This is a genomic window from Azospirillum endophyticum (assembly GCF_016595245.1).
GTDB lineage: Bacteria > Pseudomonadota > Alphaproteobacteria > Azospirillales > Azospirillaceae > Azospirillum > Azospirillum endophyticum.
On record NZ_JAENHM010000046.1, the window covers coordinates 1 to 15,989 of the forward strand.

The window sequence follows — 15,989 nt, forward strand, 5'->3', positions numbered from 1 at the left end:
TCTCCAATATCTGGGCAACCACACCGCGTGCGGCTACCCCGAGTCCCTAACAGCCTCTAGGGGGAATCCTTACCTGCCTAAAGTTTTGTTCCCAAAACCGGTTGTGGTCGCGTTATAGTGTGCATGCGTTGGGGGCAATCGCACGGGTAGCACGAGGACCGAAGAGCATGTCGAGCGATGGGAACAGCAGGTCTCGCGTTGATCAATCCACAGGTGTAGCTTCTCTAGCCTCCCGCACTCTGAGGTTGCTTGATCGCGATGTCACCATCCGGTTGGAGCCATCCTACTGGGAAGGACTCGACGAAATCTGCCGACGGGAGGACCTGACGGTAGACGAACTGTGCGACGATGTCCGTGACCGCATGGAGCAGCAGGGCCGCCGCACGTCCCAATCCGGCGTGTCGTTGGCCAACGCCTTGCGCGTGTTCGTGGTCGGTTATTTCCGACAAGCGGCGACCGAACGCGGCCATGCCCGGGCCGGCCACGGGACGGGTCGCCCGTTCATTGCCACCCCCTTCGACACGGTTCCGGCCGTCAGCAACAACTGACACCCGAATACCGGCACCGGGGACAGGCCTTTCGACCTGCCCCCGAGGCGTCGCGCCGCTTTATTGGGCGGTCCAGCCGCCATCCATGGTCAGCGCCGCACCGCGCATGTTGCCGGCCGCCCCCGAGCACAGAAACACCGCCAGTTCGCCCAGCTGTTCCGGCGTGACGAAGGATTTTGACGGCTGCTTCTCGCTGAGCAGTTCGCGCCCGGCCTCCTCGACCGACAGGTTGCGCGAGGTGGCCAGCGCGTCGATCTGCTTCTGCACCAGCGGCGTCAGCACCCAGCCCGGACAAATGGCGTTGCAGGTGATGTCGGTTTCCGCCAGTTCCAGCGCCGTCACCTTGGTCAGGCCGATCACGCCGTGCTTGGCGGCGACATAGGCCGACTTGTTGACCGACGCCACCAGCCCATGGACCGAGGCGATGTTGATGACCCGGCCCCAACCGCGCGCCTTCATGCCCGGTAGGGCGGCGCGGGTGCCGTGGAAGACGGCCGACAGGTTGATGGCGATCACCGCGTCCCAGCGTTCCACCGGAAAGGCATCGACCGGCGCGACATGCTGGATGCCGGCATTGTTGACCAGCACGTCCAGCCGGCCGTAGGCCGCCTCGGCGGCGGCGACCATCTCCTCGATCTCCGCCGGCTTGGACATGTCGGCACCGTTGTGAGCGACGCGGACGCCGAACTCCGTCGACAGCGACTGGCACAGATCCGCGATGTAGGCGGCATCGCCGAAGCCGTTCAACATCAGGTCGGCGCCCTGGCCTGCAAGCTGCCGTGCGATTCCAAGCCCGATCCCGCTGGTGGACCCGGTGACGAGCGCAGCCTTCCCCTTCAGATTGGTCATTCTTCTTTATCCTTCGATCGGCATGGAACGGAGGTCGGGGGCGATGATCAGTTCGCACCCGGTGTTGGCGATCACCTGCTCCACCGTGACACCGGGGGCGGTTTCCTTCAAGACGAGGCCGGCGTCGGTCGGCTCGATGACGGCAAGGTCGGTCACCACCAGATCGACCCGGCGGACCGAAGTCAGCGGCAGGGTGCAGCGCTCGACGATCTTCGCCTCGCCCTTGGCGCTGTGCTGCATGGCGACGATCACCCGGCGCGCGCCGGTGACCAGATCCATCGCCCCGCCCATGCCCGGCACCATCTTGCCCGGTACCATCCAGTTGGCGAGTCGACCCTCGCGGTCCACCTGCAAGCCGCCCAGCACGGTGACGTCCAGATGTCCGCCGCGGATCAACCCGAAGGAGAGGGCACTGTCGAAGGATGCCGCTCCCGGCAGGGCCGAGATGGGCGAGCCTCCGGCATCGGTCAGGTCGTGGTTCTCCGCCCCGGTGATTGGGCCGGACATGCCGACGATGCCGTTCTCCGATTGGAAGAACACATGGCGTCCGGCAGGAACATAGCGGGCGACGAGGGTCGGCAGGCCGATGCCCAGATTGACGAGGTCGCCGTCCATCAGCTCCAGCGCGACGCGCTTGGCGATCAGGGTCTTTTCATCCATGGTTCTCTACTCCCCGATCAGCGCGGCGTCGCAGCGACGATGTAATCGACCAGCACCGAGGGTGTCATCACCGCGTCGGGCGGGATGCAGCCGACGGGCAGAATATCCTCGGCCTCGGCGATCACGGTGGCGCCGGCCATCGTCATCAGCGGGTTGAAGTTGCGGGCGGTCAGCGCATAGGTCAGGTTGCCGTACAGGTCGGCCTGCTTGGCGGCGACCAGGGCGAAGTCGGCCTTGATCGGCATTTCCAGCAGATAGGGGACGCCGTCGATCTCGACCTTGCGCTTGCCCTCCTCCACCGTCGTGCCGACGCCGGTGGGGGTCAGGACGCCGCCCAGCCCGACACCGCCGGCGCGGATGCGCTCGGCCAGAGTGCCCTGCGGCACCAGTTCGACTTCGATGGCGCCCGAAATCATCTGCTTCTGGGTCTCGGGGTTCAGGCCGATATGGCTGGTGACGACCCGGCGCACCAGCTTCTCCACCACCAGCTTGCCCAGGCCGTTGTTGGGCCGGGCGGTGTCGTTGGCGATGATGGTCAGGTCGCGCTTGCCTTGGCGGATCAGTTCATCCACCAGCCGGTTGGGGCCGCCGACGGCCATGAAGCCGCCGATCAGCAGGGATGCCCCGTCGGGAATGCGCGCGACGGCGTCTTCCAGGGAAATGAGCTTGTTCTTCATGATCAGACGATCCCGGTCAGGTAGTAGACGGCGATCACGAAGAAGACCGCTAACGTCTTGATGCAGGTGACGGCGAAGATGTCGCCGTAGGATTGCCGGTGCGTCAGCCCGGTGACGCCCAGCAAGGTGATGACGGCGCCGTTGTGCGGCAAGGTGTCCATGCCGCCGCTGGCCATGGCGGCGACACGGTGCAGCACCTCCATCGGGATACCGGCGGCGTTGGCCGCGGTGATGAACTGATCGGCCATCGCCGCCAGCGCGATGCTCATCCCGCCGGACGCCGACCCGGTGATGCCGGCCAGTGCCGTGACCGTCACCGCCTCGTTCACCAGCGGGTTCGGGATGGCGGACAGCCCATCGCGGATCACCAGGAAGCCCGGCAGTGCCGCGATCACCGCACCGAAGCCGTATTCCGACGCCGTGTTCATCGAGGCCAGAAGCGACCCGCCGATGGCGGCCTTGGTACCTTCGGCGAAGCGCTGCGACACCGGCTTCCAGGCGAAGGCCAGCACCATCAGGATGCCGCAGAGCAGCGCCCCTTCCACCGCCCAGATGCCGGCGACCGAGGAGACCTGCGTCACCAGCGGCTTGGCGCCGGGGGTCAGGGCGACCTCGTTCGTGACGCCGTACACGCCGGGGATCGCCATGGTGAACAGCTTGTTCAGCACGCCGACGGTGACCAGCGGCGACAGCGCCAGGATCGGGTTCGGCAACGCCTCGGACCTCACGGTTTCCGGCTCGTTGGTGTGGCCGCTGCCATAGCCCTCGCCGCGCGCGATGGCCGAGCGCACCCGCCACTCCAGATACACCAGCCCGAGCACCAGGATGAAGACCGAACCGATCAGGCCCAGCCAGGGAGCGGCATAGGCATCGGTCTTGAAGAAGGTGGTGGGGATGATGTTCTGGATCTGGGGCGTCCCCGGCAGCGCGTCCATGGTGACGGTGAAAGCGCCGAGCGCCACCACGCCGGGGATCAGGCGCTTGGGGATGTCGCCCTGCCGGAACATCTCCGCCGCGAAGGGATAGACGGCGAAGACGACGACGAACAGCGACACGCCGCCATAGGTCAGGAGCAGGCAGACCAGGACGATGGAGGTCACTGCGCGCTCGCGTCCAACCAGCTTGATGACGGCCGAGACGATCGACTTGGAGAAGCCGGACAGCTCGATCACCTTGCCGAACACCGCACCCAGCAGGAAGACCGGGAAGTACAGCTTCACGAAGCCGACCATCTTGTCCATGAACAGGCCGGTGAAGACCGGCGGCACGGCGGATGGGTCGGTCAGCAGCACAGCCCCCAGCGCCGCCACCGGCGCGAAGAGGATGACGCTGAAGCCCCGATAGGCGACCAGCATGAGGAACGCGAGCGCTCCCAAGCAGATCAGGAAACTCATTTGGACGGTGCTCCCTCGGTTATTCTTTTCGGACGCTTGGCGTCACGGATGTCGTTTTCGGGCATTGAATTCTAGGCGGCCCGCGCAGCCTCTCCTGCCCCCGTTGGAGAGGGGCACCTTCAAAAACAGCAAAAGCCATGCCAGAGAAAAGAGACCCGGTGGTCACAAGCGAAACCTTTGATACCACGAATTTTTTGCACTGCACACAAAGCTGGAAGCTGGAGCAACGTCTTCAAAATGAGACAAATCCCGGCACGGGAGTATCTTTATAGAGACAATATCTCATATCGTAGACAACGACGTTGCTGGCCACGATCCTGCCGCCATGCGGTTGAACTGGCCCGCATTATTGCTTGACCTTCCAACTCCTGGAAGGTGGAGGCTGCCTCATACCGAGTATCGTTACCCCAGGGGAGAAGACCCATGCTCACGTTGAAGGTATCCGGAATGACTTGCGGCCATTGTGCCCAGACCGTGACCAAGGCCGTGGAAGGCGTTCCTTCCGTGGAACGCGCCCTGGTCGACCTGAATGCCGGCCAAGTCGCAATCGAAGGCAGCGCCGATGAATCCGCCATCCGCCAAGCCATCGAAGATGCCGGCTATGAGGTTGAAGGCCGGGCATAGGAAGCGCGTCGCTCAAAACGGAATGGGCGCCGGGCCATTGCGGCCGGCGCCCATTCTCGGTGACGTCTTTCCCGGAAGGTTCGTTGAAGATCTTTTATTTGGTTAGAATTAGCTTGTTCGCACGGGTCACGCGCAGGCGGTAGCTCTGCCCGGCGTGCTGGATCACGATCTCGCGGCTGCCCGACATGAGGCGGGCAGATTCGACCACCGGCAGGGACGCGGCGACGAAGGAGGCGGGAGCGGAGACGGCGATGTCGTGCATGGCGTGTCTTTCTTGCTGAACGGACGTTGCGGTCGGCGATGTCCGGGCGTGAACCCTGGACAGGACCATAACCCAGCCCTCCGCTAGATGCAAGTCATTCTCATTCGCTTTTGAGATCGTCGTCCTGATTGCTGCGCTCAGTCCCGGACCACGCGGCGGAGCATCCAGCGTGCGCCCGCCACCAGCAGCTTGTTGTATTCGTTGATCAGCAAATTGGCCGTTCCGGGCCACATCCACCAATCGTCCAGATGGACGGTGGGGGCGACGACGGGATGCGGGACCAGGTCCACGTCGGGCATCGCCATCGACAGTTCCAGCAGGCTGCGGCGCATGTGGTAGTTGGCCGTCACCAGCCGCAGCGACCGGAATCCCTGGTCCCGCATCCAGTCCGACGTCTCATAGGCGTTGCCGATGGTACTGTCGGCGGAATAGCCCAACGTGATGCAGCATTCCATTTCGGTCGGGGAATGACGCGACAGCTTGAGCAGTTCCTGCACCTCCACACCGTCATAGACGCCGGACACGAACAGCTTCCTCGCCCGCCCGGCGGCCAGCAGTTCCAGACCGGTGCGCAGCCGGTTGCTGCCGCCGGTCAGCACGACGATGGCGTCCGTCGCCCGCTCGGCATCGGCGCCGGTCGGGGAAGAGCGCGGCACATCGGCCGCATACCAGAACAACCCGACCAGCCACGCAACCGCCAGCGCCAGCGCGCCGGCGATCAGATGCCCGACCGCCCGCGCCATCACCCCGCCGCGCCGCCGGTAGAGAACGCTCATCACGGCATGGACTCCAGCGTGCGCAGCACGGTCCGGCGCGCGGTCACCAAGGCCAGCAGGGCGAGCGCCCCCGGCACCAGCAGCAGGACCATCCACTGCCAGGGCTCCAGCGTCAGATCGGGCAGCAGGCTGGCCTGCAATCCCTGGGACGCACGGTGCAGCCCGTACAGCGTACCGCCGGCCAGCAGCAGCCCGATCCCGCCGCCGCGCAGGCTCAAGGATACCACATGCCGTTCGAACTGGCGGGAGACGTAGCGGTCGGTGGCGCCCATCAGGTGCAGTAATTCCACCACCGGCCGATGGATGGCAAGTCCGGTGCGGACCGCGAAGACCACGGTCATCACCGCCGCCACCCCGATCAGCACGACGACGCCCAGCGCCGCCAATCTTATCGCCCCGGCGAAGGAGCGCAGGTCGGCCAACCAGACCGCATGGTCGTCCAATGTCGCCCCCGGCGCGGCGGAGGTCAGGCGCAGGCGCAGGGCGGCAACGTCGACCGGCCCGTCGACGACGACATCGATCAGCCGCGGCATCGGCAGCAGCGGGTCCGACGCCCCCGATCCGAGCCAGGGCTCCAGCAGCCGGGCGATTTCGCCCCCGCTCAGCATGGTCGCCGAGCGCACCCCAGGGACGGAGCGCAGCACGGTCAGCGCCGCTTCCGCCCGCTCGTCCAGCGAAGCGATCGGAGCACCGGGCATCGGCGCCACCTGTACGGTCAGCCCGCCGGCCAGCCCGCTGTCCCAACGCTGCGCCATATCCGACACCAGCATGGCGCCGGCGAGCGCCAGCGCCGCCAGGAACGCCATCAGTGCCGTGATCCAGCCGAGAAAGCGCGAGGAGGGATCGACCGCCAGCGGCAGGTCGGAGCGCGGCCGCATGGGACGAAGCGCCATGCCGCTACTCCCTCCGCAAGTCGTTGACCCGCGACTCCTGCGCTCGGCCGCCGCGCGAGGGAAGAACCAGCAGGCGGCCATTGTCGAGATGCAGGCGCGGGTGGTCGAAACGGCGAATCAGCGCCTCGTTGTGGGTGGCGATCACCACGGTGGTCCCCAGCTTGTACAGTTCCTCGAACAGATAGAGCAGCCGCATGCCGATGCCGTCATCGACATTGCCGGTCGGCTCGTCGGCCAGCAGCAGGCGTGGCCGGTTGATGACCGACCGGGCGATGGCGACCCGCTGCTTCTGCCCGCCCGACAAGGTCGACGGCTTGGCGTGCAGATGGTTCCCCAGCCCTACCCAGCGCAGGATCTCGCTGCAGTGGGCGACCACATCGGCCTCCGGCGTGCCGGCCATGCGCAGCGGCAACGCCACGTTGTCCAGCGCCGACAGATGGTCGAGCAGCGCGAAGTCCTGGAACACCACGCCGATCTGGCGGCGCAGTTCCGGCAGTTCGCGCCGGGTGACCAGCGCCATGTCGCGGCCGAACAGGGTGACCAGTCCGCGCGACGGCCGGTGGGCCAGGTACATCAGCTTCAGAAGAGACGATTTGCCCGCTCCGCTGGCACCCGTCAGAAAATGGAAGGATCCCGGCTGCAGGGTAAAGCTGATGTCGCGCAGCACCTCCGCTTCGGTGCCGTACCGCAAACCGACATTCTCGAAACGAATCACGGTTCCACCACAGCTCGCCACCCCTCCGCGCCGGGGACAATGCACCCGGCGCGGAGCGGAGTCCACCCTGCCCCGCAACGCATCGTCGTCTCCCCGGCTGCGCGGAATACTTGAGAAGTCGGTGAAGACCTGACAAGTTGCCGGCCATGATCTGGATCCGGTCCCTTGCCTTCAACATCGCGTTCCATGCCTGGACCGCGCTGATGTGCGTCGCCCTGCTGTGGATGCTGCTGCTGCCGCGACCGCAGATGGTCGCGGTCGTGGTTTGGTATCTGCGCACCGTCGGCTGGCTGGAACGCACGCTGGTCGGCATCCGCTACGAGGTGCGCGGACGCGAGAACCTGCCCGACGGCCCCTATCTGCTGGCGGCCAAGCACCAGTCGGCATGGGAGACGATGAAGCTCCACCTTCTGGTGAAGGACCCGGCGATCATCCTGAAGCGCGAGCTGATGTGGATCCCGATCTGGGGCTGGTACGCCGCCAAGGCGAAGATGATCCCGGTCGACCGCGGGGCCGGCGGCGCGGCGATCAAGTCGCTGATCCGCAACTCCCGCCCGGTGCGCGACGAAGGCCGCCCCATCGTGATCTTCCCCCAGGGCACCCGGGTCGCCCCGGGCGCCTACCGGCCCTATCGGATCGGCGTCGGCGTCCTTTACGACAGCCTGGACATTCCCATCGTGCCGATGGCGCTGAATGCCGGTCTCTACTGGCCGCGCCACAGCTTCCTGAAGCGTCCCGGCACGGTGGTGGTGGAATTCCTGCCGCCGATCATGCCCGGACGCCCGCGCGCCGAAGCGATGCGCGACCTGGAAGAGCGACTGGAAGCCGCGAGCGACCGTCTCGTCACCACGGCCGGCGGTCCGCCCACCCTACGCCCGTCACAACCGGAACCGGAGCGGGACAAGCGGACGGCCACCGCAGTGTCGTAAAGGGCGTCGCAAAGACCGGCACGCAACGGTTAATTTCTTGAGCATGGCCGCGTATCTGCCTACGCTCGCGCGACGAATCGCCGGGAGGGCCGGTTGAACCGGCTCCGGATGACGCGCGAGAGGACGATGACGCAGACCGAGAAGCCCCGAAGGCCCACCCGGTGTCGGAACAGGTGGAAGGAACGCTGGCGTGCCGCCGCCGTCGCCCTTCTGATGACGATGCAGCCGCTGACCGGCCCGGTCGGCACGCTCCTTTCCGTTCCCGCGACATCCGCCCCGCTCGCCATCGCCGCCACGGCGGCGGCCGTCACCCTGACGCCGCAGGAGGCCGAAGCCCGTGCCGGCTCCAGCAGCCGGTCGTCGGGCGGCTATTCGCGGCCGTCGCGCACGCCGTCCGTCAGCAGCAGCAGCCGAAGCTCCGGCAGCAGCAGCGGCTACTCCCGCCCCTCCGCCCCGCGCACGCCATCGACTGGAAGCAGCAGCGGCGGCTGGTTCTCGGGCGGATCCTCCAGTTCCAGCGGCGGCTATGCCCGTCCGGGGAACAGCGCCCCGTCGGTCGCCGCCCCGCCCGCTTCGGCCGGTGACCGTACCTTCAGCCAGCAGGGCTCGGCCGACGCGCTGAACCGCTACCGCACCAAGCAGGAGGCGGACCGCACGCCGCCGGCCCAGCCGGGAGCACCGCCACCCGCCACGTCGTCCCAGGGAAGAACCGGCAATTCCAGCAGTTCCGGCTGGGGATGGGGATGGGGGTCGGGCGGCTCCTCCTACCGCACCCCGTCCACCCGGCCCGCGCCCGCCAATCCCTATGGCGGCTACGGCTGGAGCCCGCCGCCCTACGCCTACAACACCCCGCGCCGTTTCGGCCTGTGGGACGGGCTGTTCCTGTGGTTCATGCTCGATACGCTGACCCGGCCCGGCCATGCCGCCTTCTTCCACAACAACGCCGAAGACCCCGGCTACCGCGAATGGCGGCAGGAGGCCGACCGGCAGGCCCGCGACAACGCGGAGCTGCGCGGCAAGCTCGACCAGCTCGACCAGTCGATGGCCGCCCAGTCCGGCACCCCGCGCGAGGCCGGCCAGCTGCCGCCCGACGTGCCGGCGGATCTGGCGCGCGCCGACACATCCAGTTCGGTGGACAGCGCCAGCGCGGCACAGGCATCCCCGCGCTCCGGACATGGCTTCTGGTGGTGGGGCCTGCTGCTGCTGGGAGCCGCGGTGCTGTTCCTGCTGTGGCGGGCGCGGCGCCGGATGGATGCGCCATCGAAACCGGGGCCTGTCTCCGACAGCCCCGTCTCCAAGGGAGGATCGGACGTGCCCCTGTTCGGAACGCTCGGCAATTACGTGAACCAGAAGCTCAGCGGCAAGGCCTACAACCCGTCGCTGTTCCGGGTGGGGATGACGGTCACCGTCGACCCCACCCCCTTCCTGCTGGCGGAGACCGCCACCAAGGTGAAGGCGCCGGATACCGGCGGCGACCGGCTGGTGTCGATCGAGGCGGTCGGCACCGTCACCTCCGGCCCGGCCAGCGTCTATCGCCTGCATCTGCCCGGTGGTCCGGGAAAAACCGGCGGGTTCTTCCAGATCCATCTCGGTCCGGACGGGCAGCCGGACGAATGCCGCTATTTCACGCCCATCGACAGCGTCGCCCCGTCCGACGAGGGCGAGTGGGGTTTCTGGCTGGACGATGCGGAGGGGATGATCGGCTGGCCGGAGTTCCAGACCAAGGACGGCAAGCTCTATCCCCGCGTCTGGCAGCCCGGCGCCAGCCGAATCCAGCCCTTCACCCTCAACGAAACGCGCCAGACGGTACGCGGGACCGAGACGGTGGTCAGCCAGTCGATGCTGTACGGCGCCCCCACGGGGGCGGCGTCCCCTGCCCCCACCACCGAATACATCCTGGTGGAGGCGGTGGAGCGGTCCGGCCGCGCCTCGGTCGAGATCGCCGCCGGCATCGACGTGAACCCCGCCTCCCTCTCCCTGTCCTGATCCAGGACCCGACCCACCCCACACGACAAGAGTGCCGGCCCCATGGAAAGCACCTTCGGTTCCATCCTGACCGCGCTCGGCACCGGGCTTCCGGTGCTGCTGGTCCAGCTCGCCGTGACGCTGGCATTGCTGGCGGCCGGCGTCGCCGTCTACACCCGCATCACCCCCTTCGACGAGCGACGGCTGGTGGCGGAAGGCAATGCCGCCGGCGGCCTGACCCTGGCCGGCTCCATCGTGGCGATCGCCATCCCGCTGGCGGCGACGCTGGCGACCAGCACCTTCGTGCTGGACATCCTGCTGTGGGGCATTGTGGCGGTGATCCTGCAGTTGGTCGCCTTCGCCGTGGCGACCCTGCTGATCCGCGACCTGCGCGGCCAAATCGAATCCGGCAACGTCGCGTCGGCGGCGACGCTCGTGGGTGTCCAGCTGGGGGTGGCGCTGATCAACGCCGCCGCCATGGCCGGATAAATTGCCCCCGGGAGGTAAGGATGGGGGTCTGGTCACCACATCCCCGCCTCCCCATCTGTGCAGGCGAGGCGCCTTGCCAAGCGCCTCCAACAACCCTCATCGACAGGATTCAAGCCATGCTCGCCTTCATCCGCAACCTTATGGGTGTCAAGACCGACCAAGCCGTCCAGGGCGCCATGGAGGCGCTGGTGCGGTGGGATCCGAAATCCGCGACCGAGGCGGAGCTCCGGACCATGGAGCAGCATCTCGACGGCCTGGGCCGGCAGGTGGCGGAAGCCCGCGCCATCTATGACCGCGAGCAGCGCGAGGCCGACGAGATCAAGTCGCTGTCGGCCCAGCGGATGGCGGCGGCCGAGCATCTGCAGCGCCAGATCGACGCGGAGGCCGACCCGTCCCGCAAGGCCGCGCTGGAAAAGAGCCTGGAGACCATCGTCGGCATGCTCGAGGAAATGGCCCCGGATATCGAGCGCGAGGTCCGCGATGCGGTCGAAGCGCGCGAGTTCCTGGAGGTGCTCGAAAAGAACTACGCCGAGGCCGGCGCGAAGCTCAAGGCCGCCCGCGCCGACCTGACCCGCGCCCAGCGCGACATGGGCCGCGCCGACCAGCAGCGCGCGATGGCCGAGCGCCAGGCGGAAGCCGCCCGGCAGGCCGCCGGCCTCGCCGGCGCCACCAGCGGCCTGACCGTCGCGCTGAAGGCGATGCAGGACACCGCCGCCAAGGATCTGGCCGCCGCCGAGGCCGCCAATGCCAAGGCCAAGCTGCTGCGCCCGTCGGCTCCGGAAAAGGAAGACCCCAACATCGCCGCCGCCCTGGCCGCCGCGTCGGGCAAGACGGCGCCGACCAACCTGTCCGACCGCTTGGCGGCGCTGAAGGCCAAGCAGGGCTGAGGTCAGGGGGATCGGTAAAGGGAGACTTCGCCGATCCTTACCTCCTGGGGGACTCCCTCCACCCTATCCCGGGAGGAGAGCTTTGGGGGATGGAACGTCGTGGAACAGTTTTCGGCGGCTGTTCCATCCCGACCGCAGGCCCGCCCGGCCTACAGGCGGCCGAAGGCGGCCTTCGCGCCCCGCCGCTCCTGCGCCGAGCCGAGGCTGGGATAGGGATCGTCGGGGTTGGCGGTCCAGGGGTAGACGCCCTTCGGTCCTTCCGCTTCCGGGCGGGCCAGGATGGCGGCGACGGCGCGCGGATCGGGCGGCGTGCGCTCACGAATGGCGCCGGGGATGTCGTCATCCAGTTCGGACAGTTCGGGAACGACGGCGGCCGAAGGGTCTTCGGGCAGCAACGGCTGCGAAGCGGCGAAGTCGGCCGATCGCCCGGAGGCCGGTTGCCGGGCCGAGTGGGCTCCGAGCCCGTCGAGGAGGCCGAGCCGGTCGGCCAGCCAGCGCACCGTCGACGGATCGCCGGAGGAAACCAGCCGCTCGATCTGCTCGACGACCAGGCTGCGCAGCGAGGAAAGGCGCAAGTCGGCTTCCCGGTTCAGGGCCTGCCGCTCCCACCAGACCCTGTGACGGAAATCCTTGGACCCGTAATAGGCCCGCCACAGGGTGGTGCGGCTGCAGCCCATGGCGCGAGCGACATAGAGGAAGCTGCTGCCGCGCGCCAGCATGCCGGCGGCCATCACCCATTGCTCCTCATGGAACTGCGAACCGGGAACCAGCGAGCCTCCGGCGGGCACCGGCGGCTCTTCGGCCCAGAGGGGAAAATGGTCGTCGGCAAGGGTACGGCTGTCGAGGGCCATGGCGTCGCTCCGCAGGATGGTGGGACCTATGCGGAGAGATTATAAGAATTTTTTCCTCGATTGTGGATTTTGTGCAAAACGGGGTTCCGGGAGCAACGGAACAGCAAACCGACATAAGAGGGTTCGCTGCCTTCAGGCCACCTCGTCCATGGCCTGGGCGGGACCACGAAGCGGGCGCCATTCGCCGCGGGCAACCCCATCCGGTCAAGCATAGCTTGTGAATGCATAGAACTGTTGATTGTCTATGGCACCATCATCAACGGACGCGCATCGCGGGGAAACCGGATGGCGTCGGAGATTTGCTCTGCCGCCGCCCTGGCCATCTGGATGATGACGCTCTTGTCGGTCGTCAGATATCTGGTAGCGCTCAAGACCATGACGATGCCCGCATGCGCGGCTGGAGCATCATAGGCGATCGGTGCCGAGATGCCGACGTTTTCCGGGTCCAACTCTCCGACCGACACCGAATATCCGGCGCGCCGGATATCCTTCAAGGAGCCGCGTACCTCCTCCCAGCTGTTGCCGAGAACCGACGGCTCTTCCAGCGCATTATACTTCTCGAACAGCTGCTTTTGCTTCGCAGCCGGCAATGAGGCCATGATCACCTTGGAGCCAGCTCCCCGGAACAACGGCATCAATCGGCCTCGGCTATACGTCACCGTTGTGGGATCGGTGCCACGCTCGTGGTGGATGGTGATAATCCGGTCTCCCACCATACTCAGCAGGAGAATGTCGCAGCCACTCTGCTGCCGCACCTGCCGCATGGTTGGTTCCGCCGCACGAAGCAGTGGATCACTTTCCCGCACGATGTAATCAAGCTCAATCGCCCGCGCACCAAGCCTGTACTCTCCGGAAAAACGAACCAGAAAGCCGGCTTCACAGAGATCCCTGATGTAACGGTAGCCTTGAGGTCGGCTGCATTCCAAAATGGCGATGATCTCATCCGCGGTAAGAGTCGGACGCTCAATGCTGAAGAGATCGAGGATCGCGAACACTTTCTTTACACTCGACACAAGGCTCTCCCAAGGTGCTTATCCGCAGTGACAGTCAATATATTCGAACGCCATGCGGAACCGCTGGGTGGAATTTGCCGTATGAGTGGCTCCTCTTGCGCCGCATGCTCCACTCCGCTCGACAAGCCCGTCCGAACCAGCCCTCAAAGCGGCAGGCCCGCACAATCACCAATGCTTCGCAACGACGATAGAAACCGGCGTGAACTCCCGAAAGCACGCCCGCCGCTGGGCAAGCTTATCACATAGTGATATTTGGCGGAAATGGCAGGGGATCCTCCCGAAGGCTCGGCCGACCGTCCGTTCCGCCACCCGCCGGCCTGACAAATCGCCGTTTCCATCATTCGGTGGGCTGCGATGCCCCTTCCTCGGGATGACTGCAATGATCAGGCACCTTGGTGAACCGCACATCACTGCGCGGCTCGGATCGCCTCATCCCACCAGGGGCAGGTGCCACGCATCAGCTGGTGGTTGCCGCGCATCACATGGACGGGCTCCTGCACGCCCAGTTCGGCCGCCTTGAGGCGCATGTCCCGGGCTTCCGCCCTCCGCTCGGGAGTCAACCATGTCCGGTCGTGGCCCCAGAGGCTCGGTCCATGCTCCAGCTCGACGGGGCTCCAGGTCGCCGGTTCGATCTCCCGGCCGCCCCAGCCATATTCCACCATGAATTTTGCGGGAGTGTAGGCATAGAACGACGTCATGCAGTCGTTGGTGTGCCGTCCGAGTGTGGCGCCGATCCTTCCTTCCTCCCCCTGTGCCAGATCATAGGCCTGACCGACATCGTCCAAATTGAAGAGTTCCATCATCAGGTGATGGACACCGCGCTTGCCCGTCTCGATCAGGGCAAGACTGTGATGCCTGGCATTGATGTGGAAGAAATAGGCCTTGAAGGGCCGCAGAGCGAAATCGCTGAGTTTGAAGCCCAGCAGATCGACATAGAACGGCATCACGTCGTCGATCCGTTCGACGGTCAGAACCGCATGACCCATCCCGAGCGGGCCGGTCCGGAAGCCGGAGATCGCCCGCCCCGGCTGGAACGGCGAATCGGCGATCGCGGCACCATGAAAGACCTCGATGCGGTTGCCAGCCGGATCATGGAACATGATCAGGTCACGGACATGCCTTTCCTCGGCAAGAGCCCTCGGCATCCGCTCGACCAGAACCCCGGCACTCTCCAGCCGGCCGGCCAGCCGGTCGAGAGCATCGCCATCCTTGACCTCCCACCCGAAGAAGTCGGCGCCGTCGCTGTCATCCTGCCGCACGATGATCCGTTGCTTGCGATCGTCCATGCGAAAGGCCAGGGACGACCGGCTCTTGTCGATAAGCTGGAGTCCGAGGAACTTCGTCCCGTAGGAGCGCCAGTCGTCGAGCGTTTGAGACCGGACACCGACGTATCCGAAACTCTGGATTTCCATGGTCGACCTCATCCCGTATGTCGGTGGAGACGGCTGCCGCTCATACTGCGGGCCGCTCGTACCGGACGACCTTCTGCTCGATCGGGCCGAAGATGCTCGTCCCGGTCTTGTCCATCATCTCGACCCTGACGACGTCGCCGAACTTCAGGAACGGAGTCTTGATCTCGCCGGTCTCGATCTTCTCGATCATCCGGCGTTCCTGAAGGCAGGACGAGCCGACCGACCGATCCCGGTTCGAGACGGTACCGGACCCGATGATCGTTCCCGCACCCAGAGACCGGCTCTTGGTCGCGTGGGCGACGAGGGTGGGGAAATCGAAGTTCAGATCGACGCCGGCGTCAGGACGTCCGAGCAGTTCCGAGTTGACGTGGCTGACGAGCGGCAGAGACAGCTTGCGGCCGTCCCAGGCGTCGCCGAGTTCGTCCGGCGTCACGAAGACCGGCGCGAAGGCGGTCGACGGCTTGGACTGGAAGAAGCCGAAGCCCTTGGCGAGTTCGGCCGGCATCAGGAGACGGAGGCTGACGTCGTTCAGGATCGTGACGAGCTTGATGTGGCCGACGGCCTCCTCGGCCGTGATGCCCATCGGAACATCGTCGGTGATGACGGCCAGTTCGGCTTCCAGGTCGATGCCCCAGCCCTCGTCGGCCAGCACGATGTCATCGCGCGGACCGATCATCTGATCGCTGCCGCCCTGGTAGATGAGGGGATCGGAATACAGGCTTTCCGGCATCTCGGCCCCTCTGGCTTTCCGAACCAGTTCGGCATGGGACAGATAGGCCGAGCCGTCGCACCATTGATAGGCCCGGGGCAGCGGCGCCGCGAGATCGGCGTGGTTCAGTTCGAACGCATCGGCGATCTCTCCGCCATTGAGCTTGTCATAGACGGAGCGCAGGCGCTCCCCGACATCGCTCCAGCGGTCGAGGGCGAGTTGCATCGTGGCGGCGATTTCCGGAACTTTCGTCGCCTTCGCGAGGTCTTTGCTGACGACGACGAGGGTCCCGTCGCGACCACCGGCCTTCAGGCTTGCAAGCTTCATCGGAGAGTT

The 15,989-nt window shown here is 66.1% G+C and carries 18 protein-coding genes; 6 read left to right on the forward strand and 12 right to left on the reverse strand.

Features of this window, described 5'->3' with window-relative positions:
- Nucleotides 1-167 precede the first annotated feature (167 nt).
- Nucleotides 168-548, forward strand: a complete 381-nt coding sequence (locus JHL17_RS15440) for a ribbon-helix-helix domain-containing protein (protein ID WP_200194417.1) — start codon at nucleotides 168-170, stop codon at nucleotides 546-548.
- A 60-nt stretch (nucleotides 549-608) separates the two neighbouring features.
- Here the strand turns inward: JHL17_RS15440 and JHL17_RS15445 are convergent, their stop codons facing one another.
- Genes JHL17_RS15445 through JHL17_RS15460 form a run of 4 tightly spaced genes read right to left on the reverse strand, consistent with a single transcriptional unit; the run spans nucleotide 609 to nucleotide 4,128 of the window.
- Nucleotides 609-1,397, reverse strand: a complete 789-nt coding sequence (locus JHL17_RS15445; protein WP_200194418.1) for a 3-hydroxybutyrate dehydrogenase — start codon at nucleotides 1,395-1,397, stop codon at nucleotides 609-611.
- A 6-nt stretch (nucleotides 1,398-1,403) separates the two neighbouring features.
- Nucleotides 1,404-2,057 carry a 3-oxoacid CoA-transferase subunit B gene (locus JHL17_RS15450; protein ID WP_200194419.1) on the reverse strand — a complete coding sequence of 218 codons (654 nt, stop codon included), beginning with the start codon at nucleotides 2,055-2,057 and terminating at the stop codon, nucleotides 1,404-1,406.
- A gap of 17 nt (nucleotides 2,058-2,074) precedes the next feature.
- Nucleotides 2,075-2,734 (reverse strand): CoA transferase subunit A, encoded by a 660-nt coding sequence (locus JHL17_RS15455; protein ID WP_200194420.1) that lies wholly within the window; start codon nucleotides 2,732-2,734, stop codon nucleotides 2,075-2,077.
- A 2-nt stretch (nucleotides 2,735-2,736) separates the two neighbouring features.
- Complete coding sequence (locus JHL17_RS15460; RefSeq protein WP_200194422.1) at nucleotides 2,737-4,128, reverse strand: GntP family permease; 1,392 nt, start codon at nucleotides 4,126-4,128, stop codon at nucleotides 2,737-2,739.
- 423 nt (nucleotides 4,129-4,551) lie between these two features.
- Between JHL17_RS15460 and JHL17_RS15465 the strand changes: the two genes are divergently transcribed.
- Nucleotides 4,552-4,752 carry a heavy-metal-associated domain-containing protein gene (locus tag JHL17_RS15465; protein ID WP_200194423.1) on the forward strand — a complete coding sequence of 67 codons (201 nt, stop codon included), beginning with the start codon at nucleotides 4,552-4,554 and terminating at the stop codon, nucleotides 4,750-4,752.
- A gap of 94 nt (nucleotides 4,753-4,846) precedes the next feature.
- Here JHL17_RS15465 and hemP read toward each other — a convergent pair whose 3' ends face one another.
- From hemP to ftsE, 4 genes are all read right to left on the reverse strand, one after another.
- Nucleotides 4,847-5,014: a hemin uptake protein HemP gene (hemP, locus tag JHL17_RS15470; protein ID WP_083897402.1), complete on the reverse strand. Its 168-nt coding sequence runs from the start codon at nucleotides 5,012-5,014 to the stop codon at nucleotides 4,847-4,849.
- A gap of 137 nt (nucleotides 5,015-5,151) precedes the next feature.
- Nucleotides 5,152-5,790 (reverse strand): YdcF family protein, encoded by a 639-nt coding sequence (locus tag JHL17_RS15475; protein WP_200194424.1) that lies wholly within the window; start codon nucleotides 5,788-5,790, stop codon nucleotides 5,152-5,154.
- The gene (locus JHL17_RS15480; RefSeq protein ID WP_200194425.1) at nucleotides 5,790-6,683 is read right to left on the reverse strand and encodes a cell division protein FtsX; all 894 of its coding nucleotides are present in this window, start codon (nucleotides 6,681-6,683) and stop codon (nucleotides 5,790-5,792) included. The genes JHL17_RS15475 and JHL17_RS15480 overlap by 1 nt, the downstream gene beginning before the upstream one ends.
- A 4-nt stretch (nucleotides 6,684-6,687) precedes the next feature.
- Entirely contained in the window at nucleotides 6,688-7,398 is a 711-nt protein-coding gene (ftsE, locus tag JHL17_RS15485) for a cell division ATP-binding protein FtsE (protein WP_200194427.1), read from the reverse strand.
- Between the two features lie 146 nt (nucleotides 7,399-7,544).
- Here ftsE and JHL17_RS15490 point away from each other — a divergent pair, with 146 nt between their 5' ends.
- The 4 genes from JHL17_RS15490 (at nucleotide 7,545) to JHL17_RS15505 (ending at nucleotide 11,668) form a co-directional block, all read left to right on the forward strand.
- Nucleotides 7,545-8,327 carry a lysophospholipid acyltransferase family protein gene (locus JHL17_RS15490; RefSeq protein ID WP_200194428.1) on the forward strand — a complete coding sequence of 261 codons (783 nt, stop codon included), beginning with the start codon at nucleotides 7,545-7,547 and terminating at the stop codon, nucleotides 8,325-8,327.
- A 213-nt stretch (nucleotides 8,328-8,540) separates the two neighbouring features.
- On the forward strand, nucleotides 8,541-10,313 hold the full coding sequence (locus JHL17_RS15495; RefSeq protein ID WP_247893570.1) for a DUF2491 family protein: 1,773 nt from the start codon (nucleotides 8,541-8,543) through the stop codon (nucleotides 10,311-10,313).
- A 42-nt stretch (nucleotides 10,314-10,355) separates the two neighbouring features.
- A complete protein-coding gene (locus JHL17_RS15500; protein ID WP_200194429.1) occupies nucleotides 10,356-10,781 on the forward strand; it encodes a DUF350 domain-containing protein in 426 nt (141 codons plus the stop codon).
- A 116-nt stretch (nucleotides 10,782-10,897) separates the two neighbouring features.
- Entirely contained in the window at nucleotides 10,898-11,668 is a 771-nt protein-coding gene (locus tag JHL17_RS15505) for a hypothetical protein (protein WP_200194430.1), read from the forward strand.
- A 149-nt stretch (nucleotides 11,669-11,817) separates the two neighbouring features.
- Here the strand turns inward: JHL17_RS15505 and JHL17_RS15510 are convergent, their stop codons facing one another.
- From JHL17_RS15510 to JHL17_RS15525, 4 genes are all read right to left on the reverse strand, one after another.
- Complete coding sequence (locus tag JHL17_RS15510; RefSeq protein WP_200194431.1) at nucleotides 11,818-12,519, reverse strand: hypothetical protein; 702 nt, start codon at nucleotides 12,517-12,519, stop codon at nucleotides 11,818-11,820.
- Between the two features lie 242 nt (nucleotides 12,520-12,761).
- Nucleotides 12,762-13,514: an IclR family transcriptional regulator domain-containing protein gene (locus JHL17_RS37880; RefSeq protein WP_200194433.1), complete on the reverse strand. Its 753-nt coding sequence runs from the start codon at nucleotides 13,512-13,514 to the stop codon at nucleotides 12,762-12,764.
- Nucleotides 13,515-13,939: 425 nt separating this feature from the next.
- Nucleotides 13,940-14,944 (reverse strand): VOC family protein, encoded by a 1,005-nt coding sequence (locus tag JHL17_RS15520; RefSeq protein WP_200194434.1) that lies wholly within the window; start codon nucleotides 14,942-14,944, stop codon nucleotides 13,940-13,942.
- A gap of 40 nt (nucleotides 14,945-14,984) precedes the next feature.
- Nucleotides 14,985-15,980 (reverse strand): fumarylacetoacetate hydrolase family protein, encoded by a 996-nt coding sequence (locus tag JHL17_RS15525; RefSeq protein ID WP_200194435.1) that lies wholly within the window; start codon nucleotides 15,978-15,980, stop codon nucleotides 14,985-14,987.
- Nucleotides 15,981-15,989: the final 9 nt, after the last annotated feature.

Excerpts from the sequence above, each read along its gene's own strand:
- JHL17_RS15480 (WP_200194425.1), bottom strand. The coding sequence starts at position 6,683 with ATGGCGCTTCGTCCCATGCGGCCGCGCTCCGACCTGCCGCTGGCGGTC.
- JHL17_RS15520 (WP_200194434.1), bottom strand. The coding sequence starts at position 14,944 with ATGGAAATCCAGAGTTTCGGATACGTCGGTGTCCGGTCTCAAACGCTC.
- JHL17_RS15455 (WP_200194420.1), bottom strand. The coding sequence starts at position 2,734 with ATGAAGAACAAGCTCATTTCCCTGGAAGACGCCGTCGCGCGCATTCCC.
- JHL17_RS15495 (WP_247893570.1), top strand. The coding sequence starts at position 8,541 with ATGACGATGCAGCCGCTGACCGGCCCGGTCGGCACGCTCCTTTCCGTT.
- JHL17_RS15505 (WP_200194430.1), top strand. The coding sequence starts at position 10,898 with ATGCTCGCCTTCATCCGCAACCTTATGGGTGTCAAGACCGACCAAGCC.
- JHL17_RS15450 (WP_200194419.1), bottom strand. The coding sequence starts at position 2,057 with ATGGATGAAAAGACCCTGATCGCCAAGCGCGTCGCGCTGGAGCTGATG.
- JHL17_RS15475 (WP_200194424.1), bottom strand. The coding sequence starts at position 5,790 with ATGAGCGTTCTCTACCGGCGGCGCGGCGGGGTGATGGCGCGGGCGGTC.
- JHL17_RS15510 (WP_200194431.1), bottom strand. The coding sequence starts at position 12,519 with ATGGCCCTCGACAGCCGTACCCTTGCCGACGACCATTTTCCCCTCTGG.
- JHL17_RS15445 (WP_200194418.1), bottom strand. The coding sequence starts at position 1,397 with ATGACCAATCTGAAGGGGAAGGCTGCGCTCGTCACCGGGTCCACCAGC.
- hemP (WP_083897402.1), bottom strand. The coding sequence starts at position 5,014 with ATGCACGACATCGCCGTCTCCGCTCCCGCCTCCTTCGTCGCCGCGTCC.
- JHL17_RS15490 (WP_200194428.1), top strand. The coding sequence starts at position 7,545 with ATGATCTGGATCCGGTCCCTTGCCTTCAACATCGCGTTCCATGCCTGG.
- JHL17_RS15500 (WP_200194429.1), top strand. The coding sequence starts at position 10,356 with ATGGAAAGCACCTTCGGTTCCATCCTGACCGCGCTCGGCACCGGGCTT.
- JHL17_RS15465 (WP_200194423.1), top strand. The coding sequence starts at position 4,552 with ATGCTCACGTTGAAGGTATCCGGAATGACTTGCGGCCATTGTGCCCAG.
- JHL17_RS15525 (WP_200194435.1), bottom strand. The coding sequence starts at position 15,980 with ATGAAGCTTGCAAGCCTGAAGGCCGGTGGTCGCGACGGGACCCTCGTC.
- JHL17_RS15460 (WP_200194422.1), bottom strand. The coding sequence starts at position 4,128 with ATGAGTTTCCTGATCTGCTTGGGAGCGCTCGCGTTCCTCATGCTGGTC.
- JHL17_RS15440 (WP_200194417.1), top strand. The coding sequence starts at position 168 with ATGTCGAGCGATGGGAACAGCAGGTCTCGCGTTGATCAATCCACAGGT.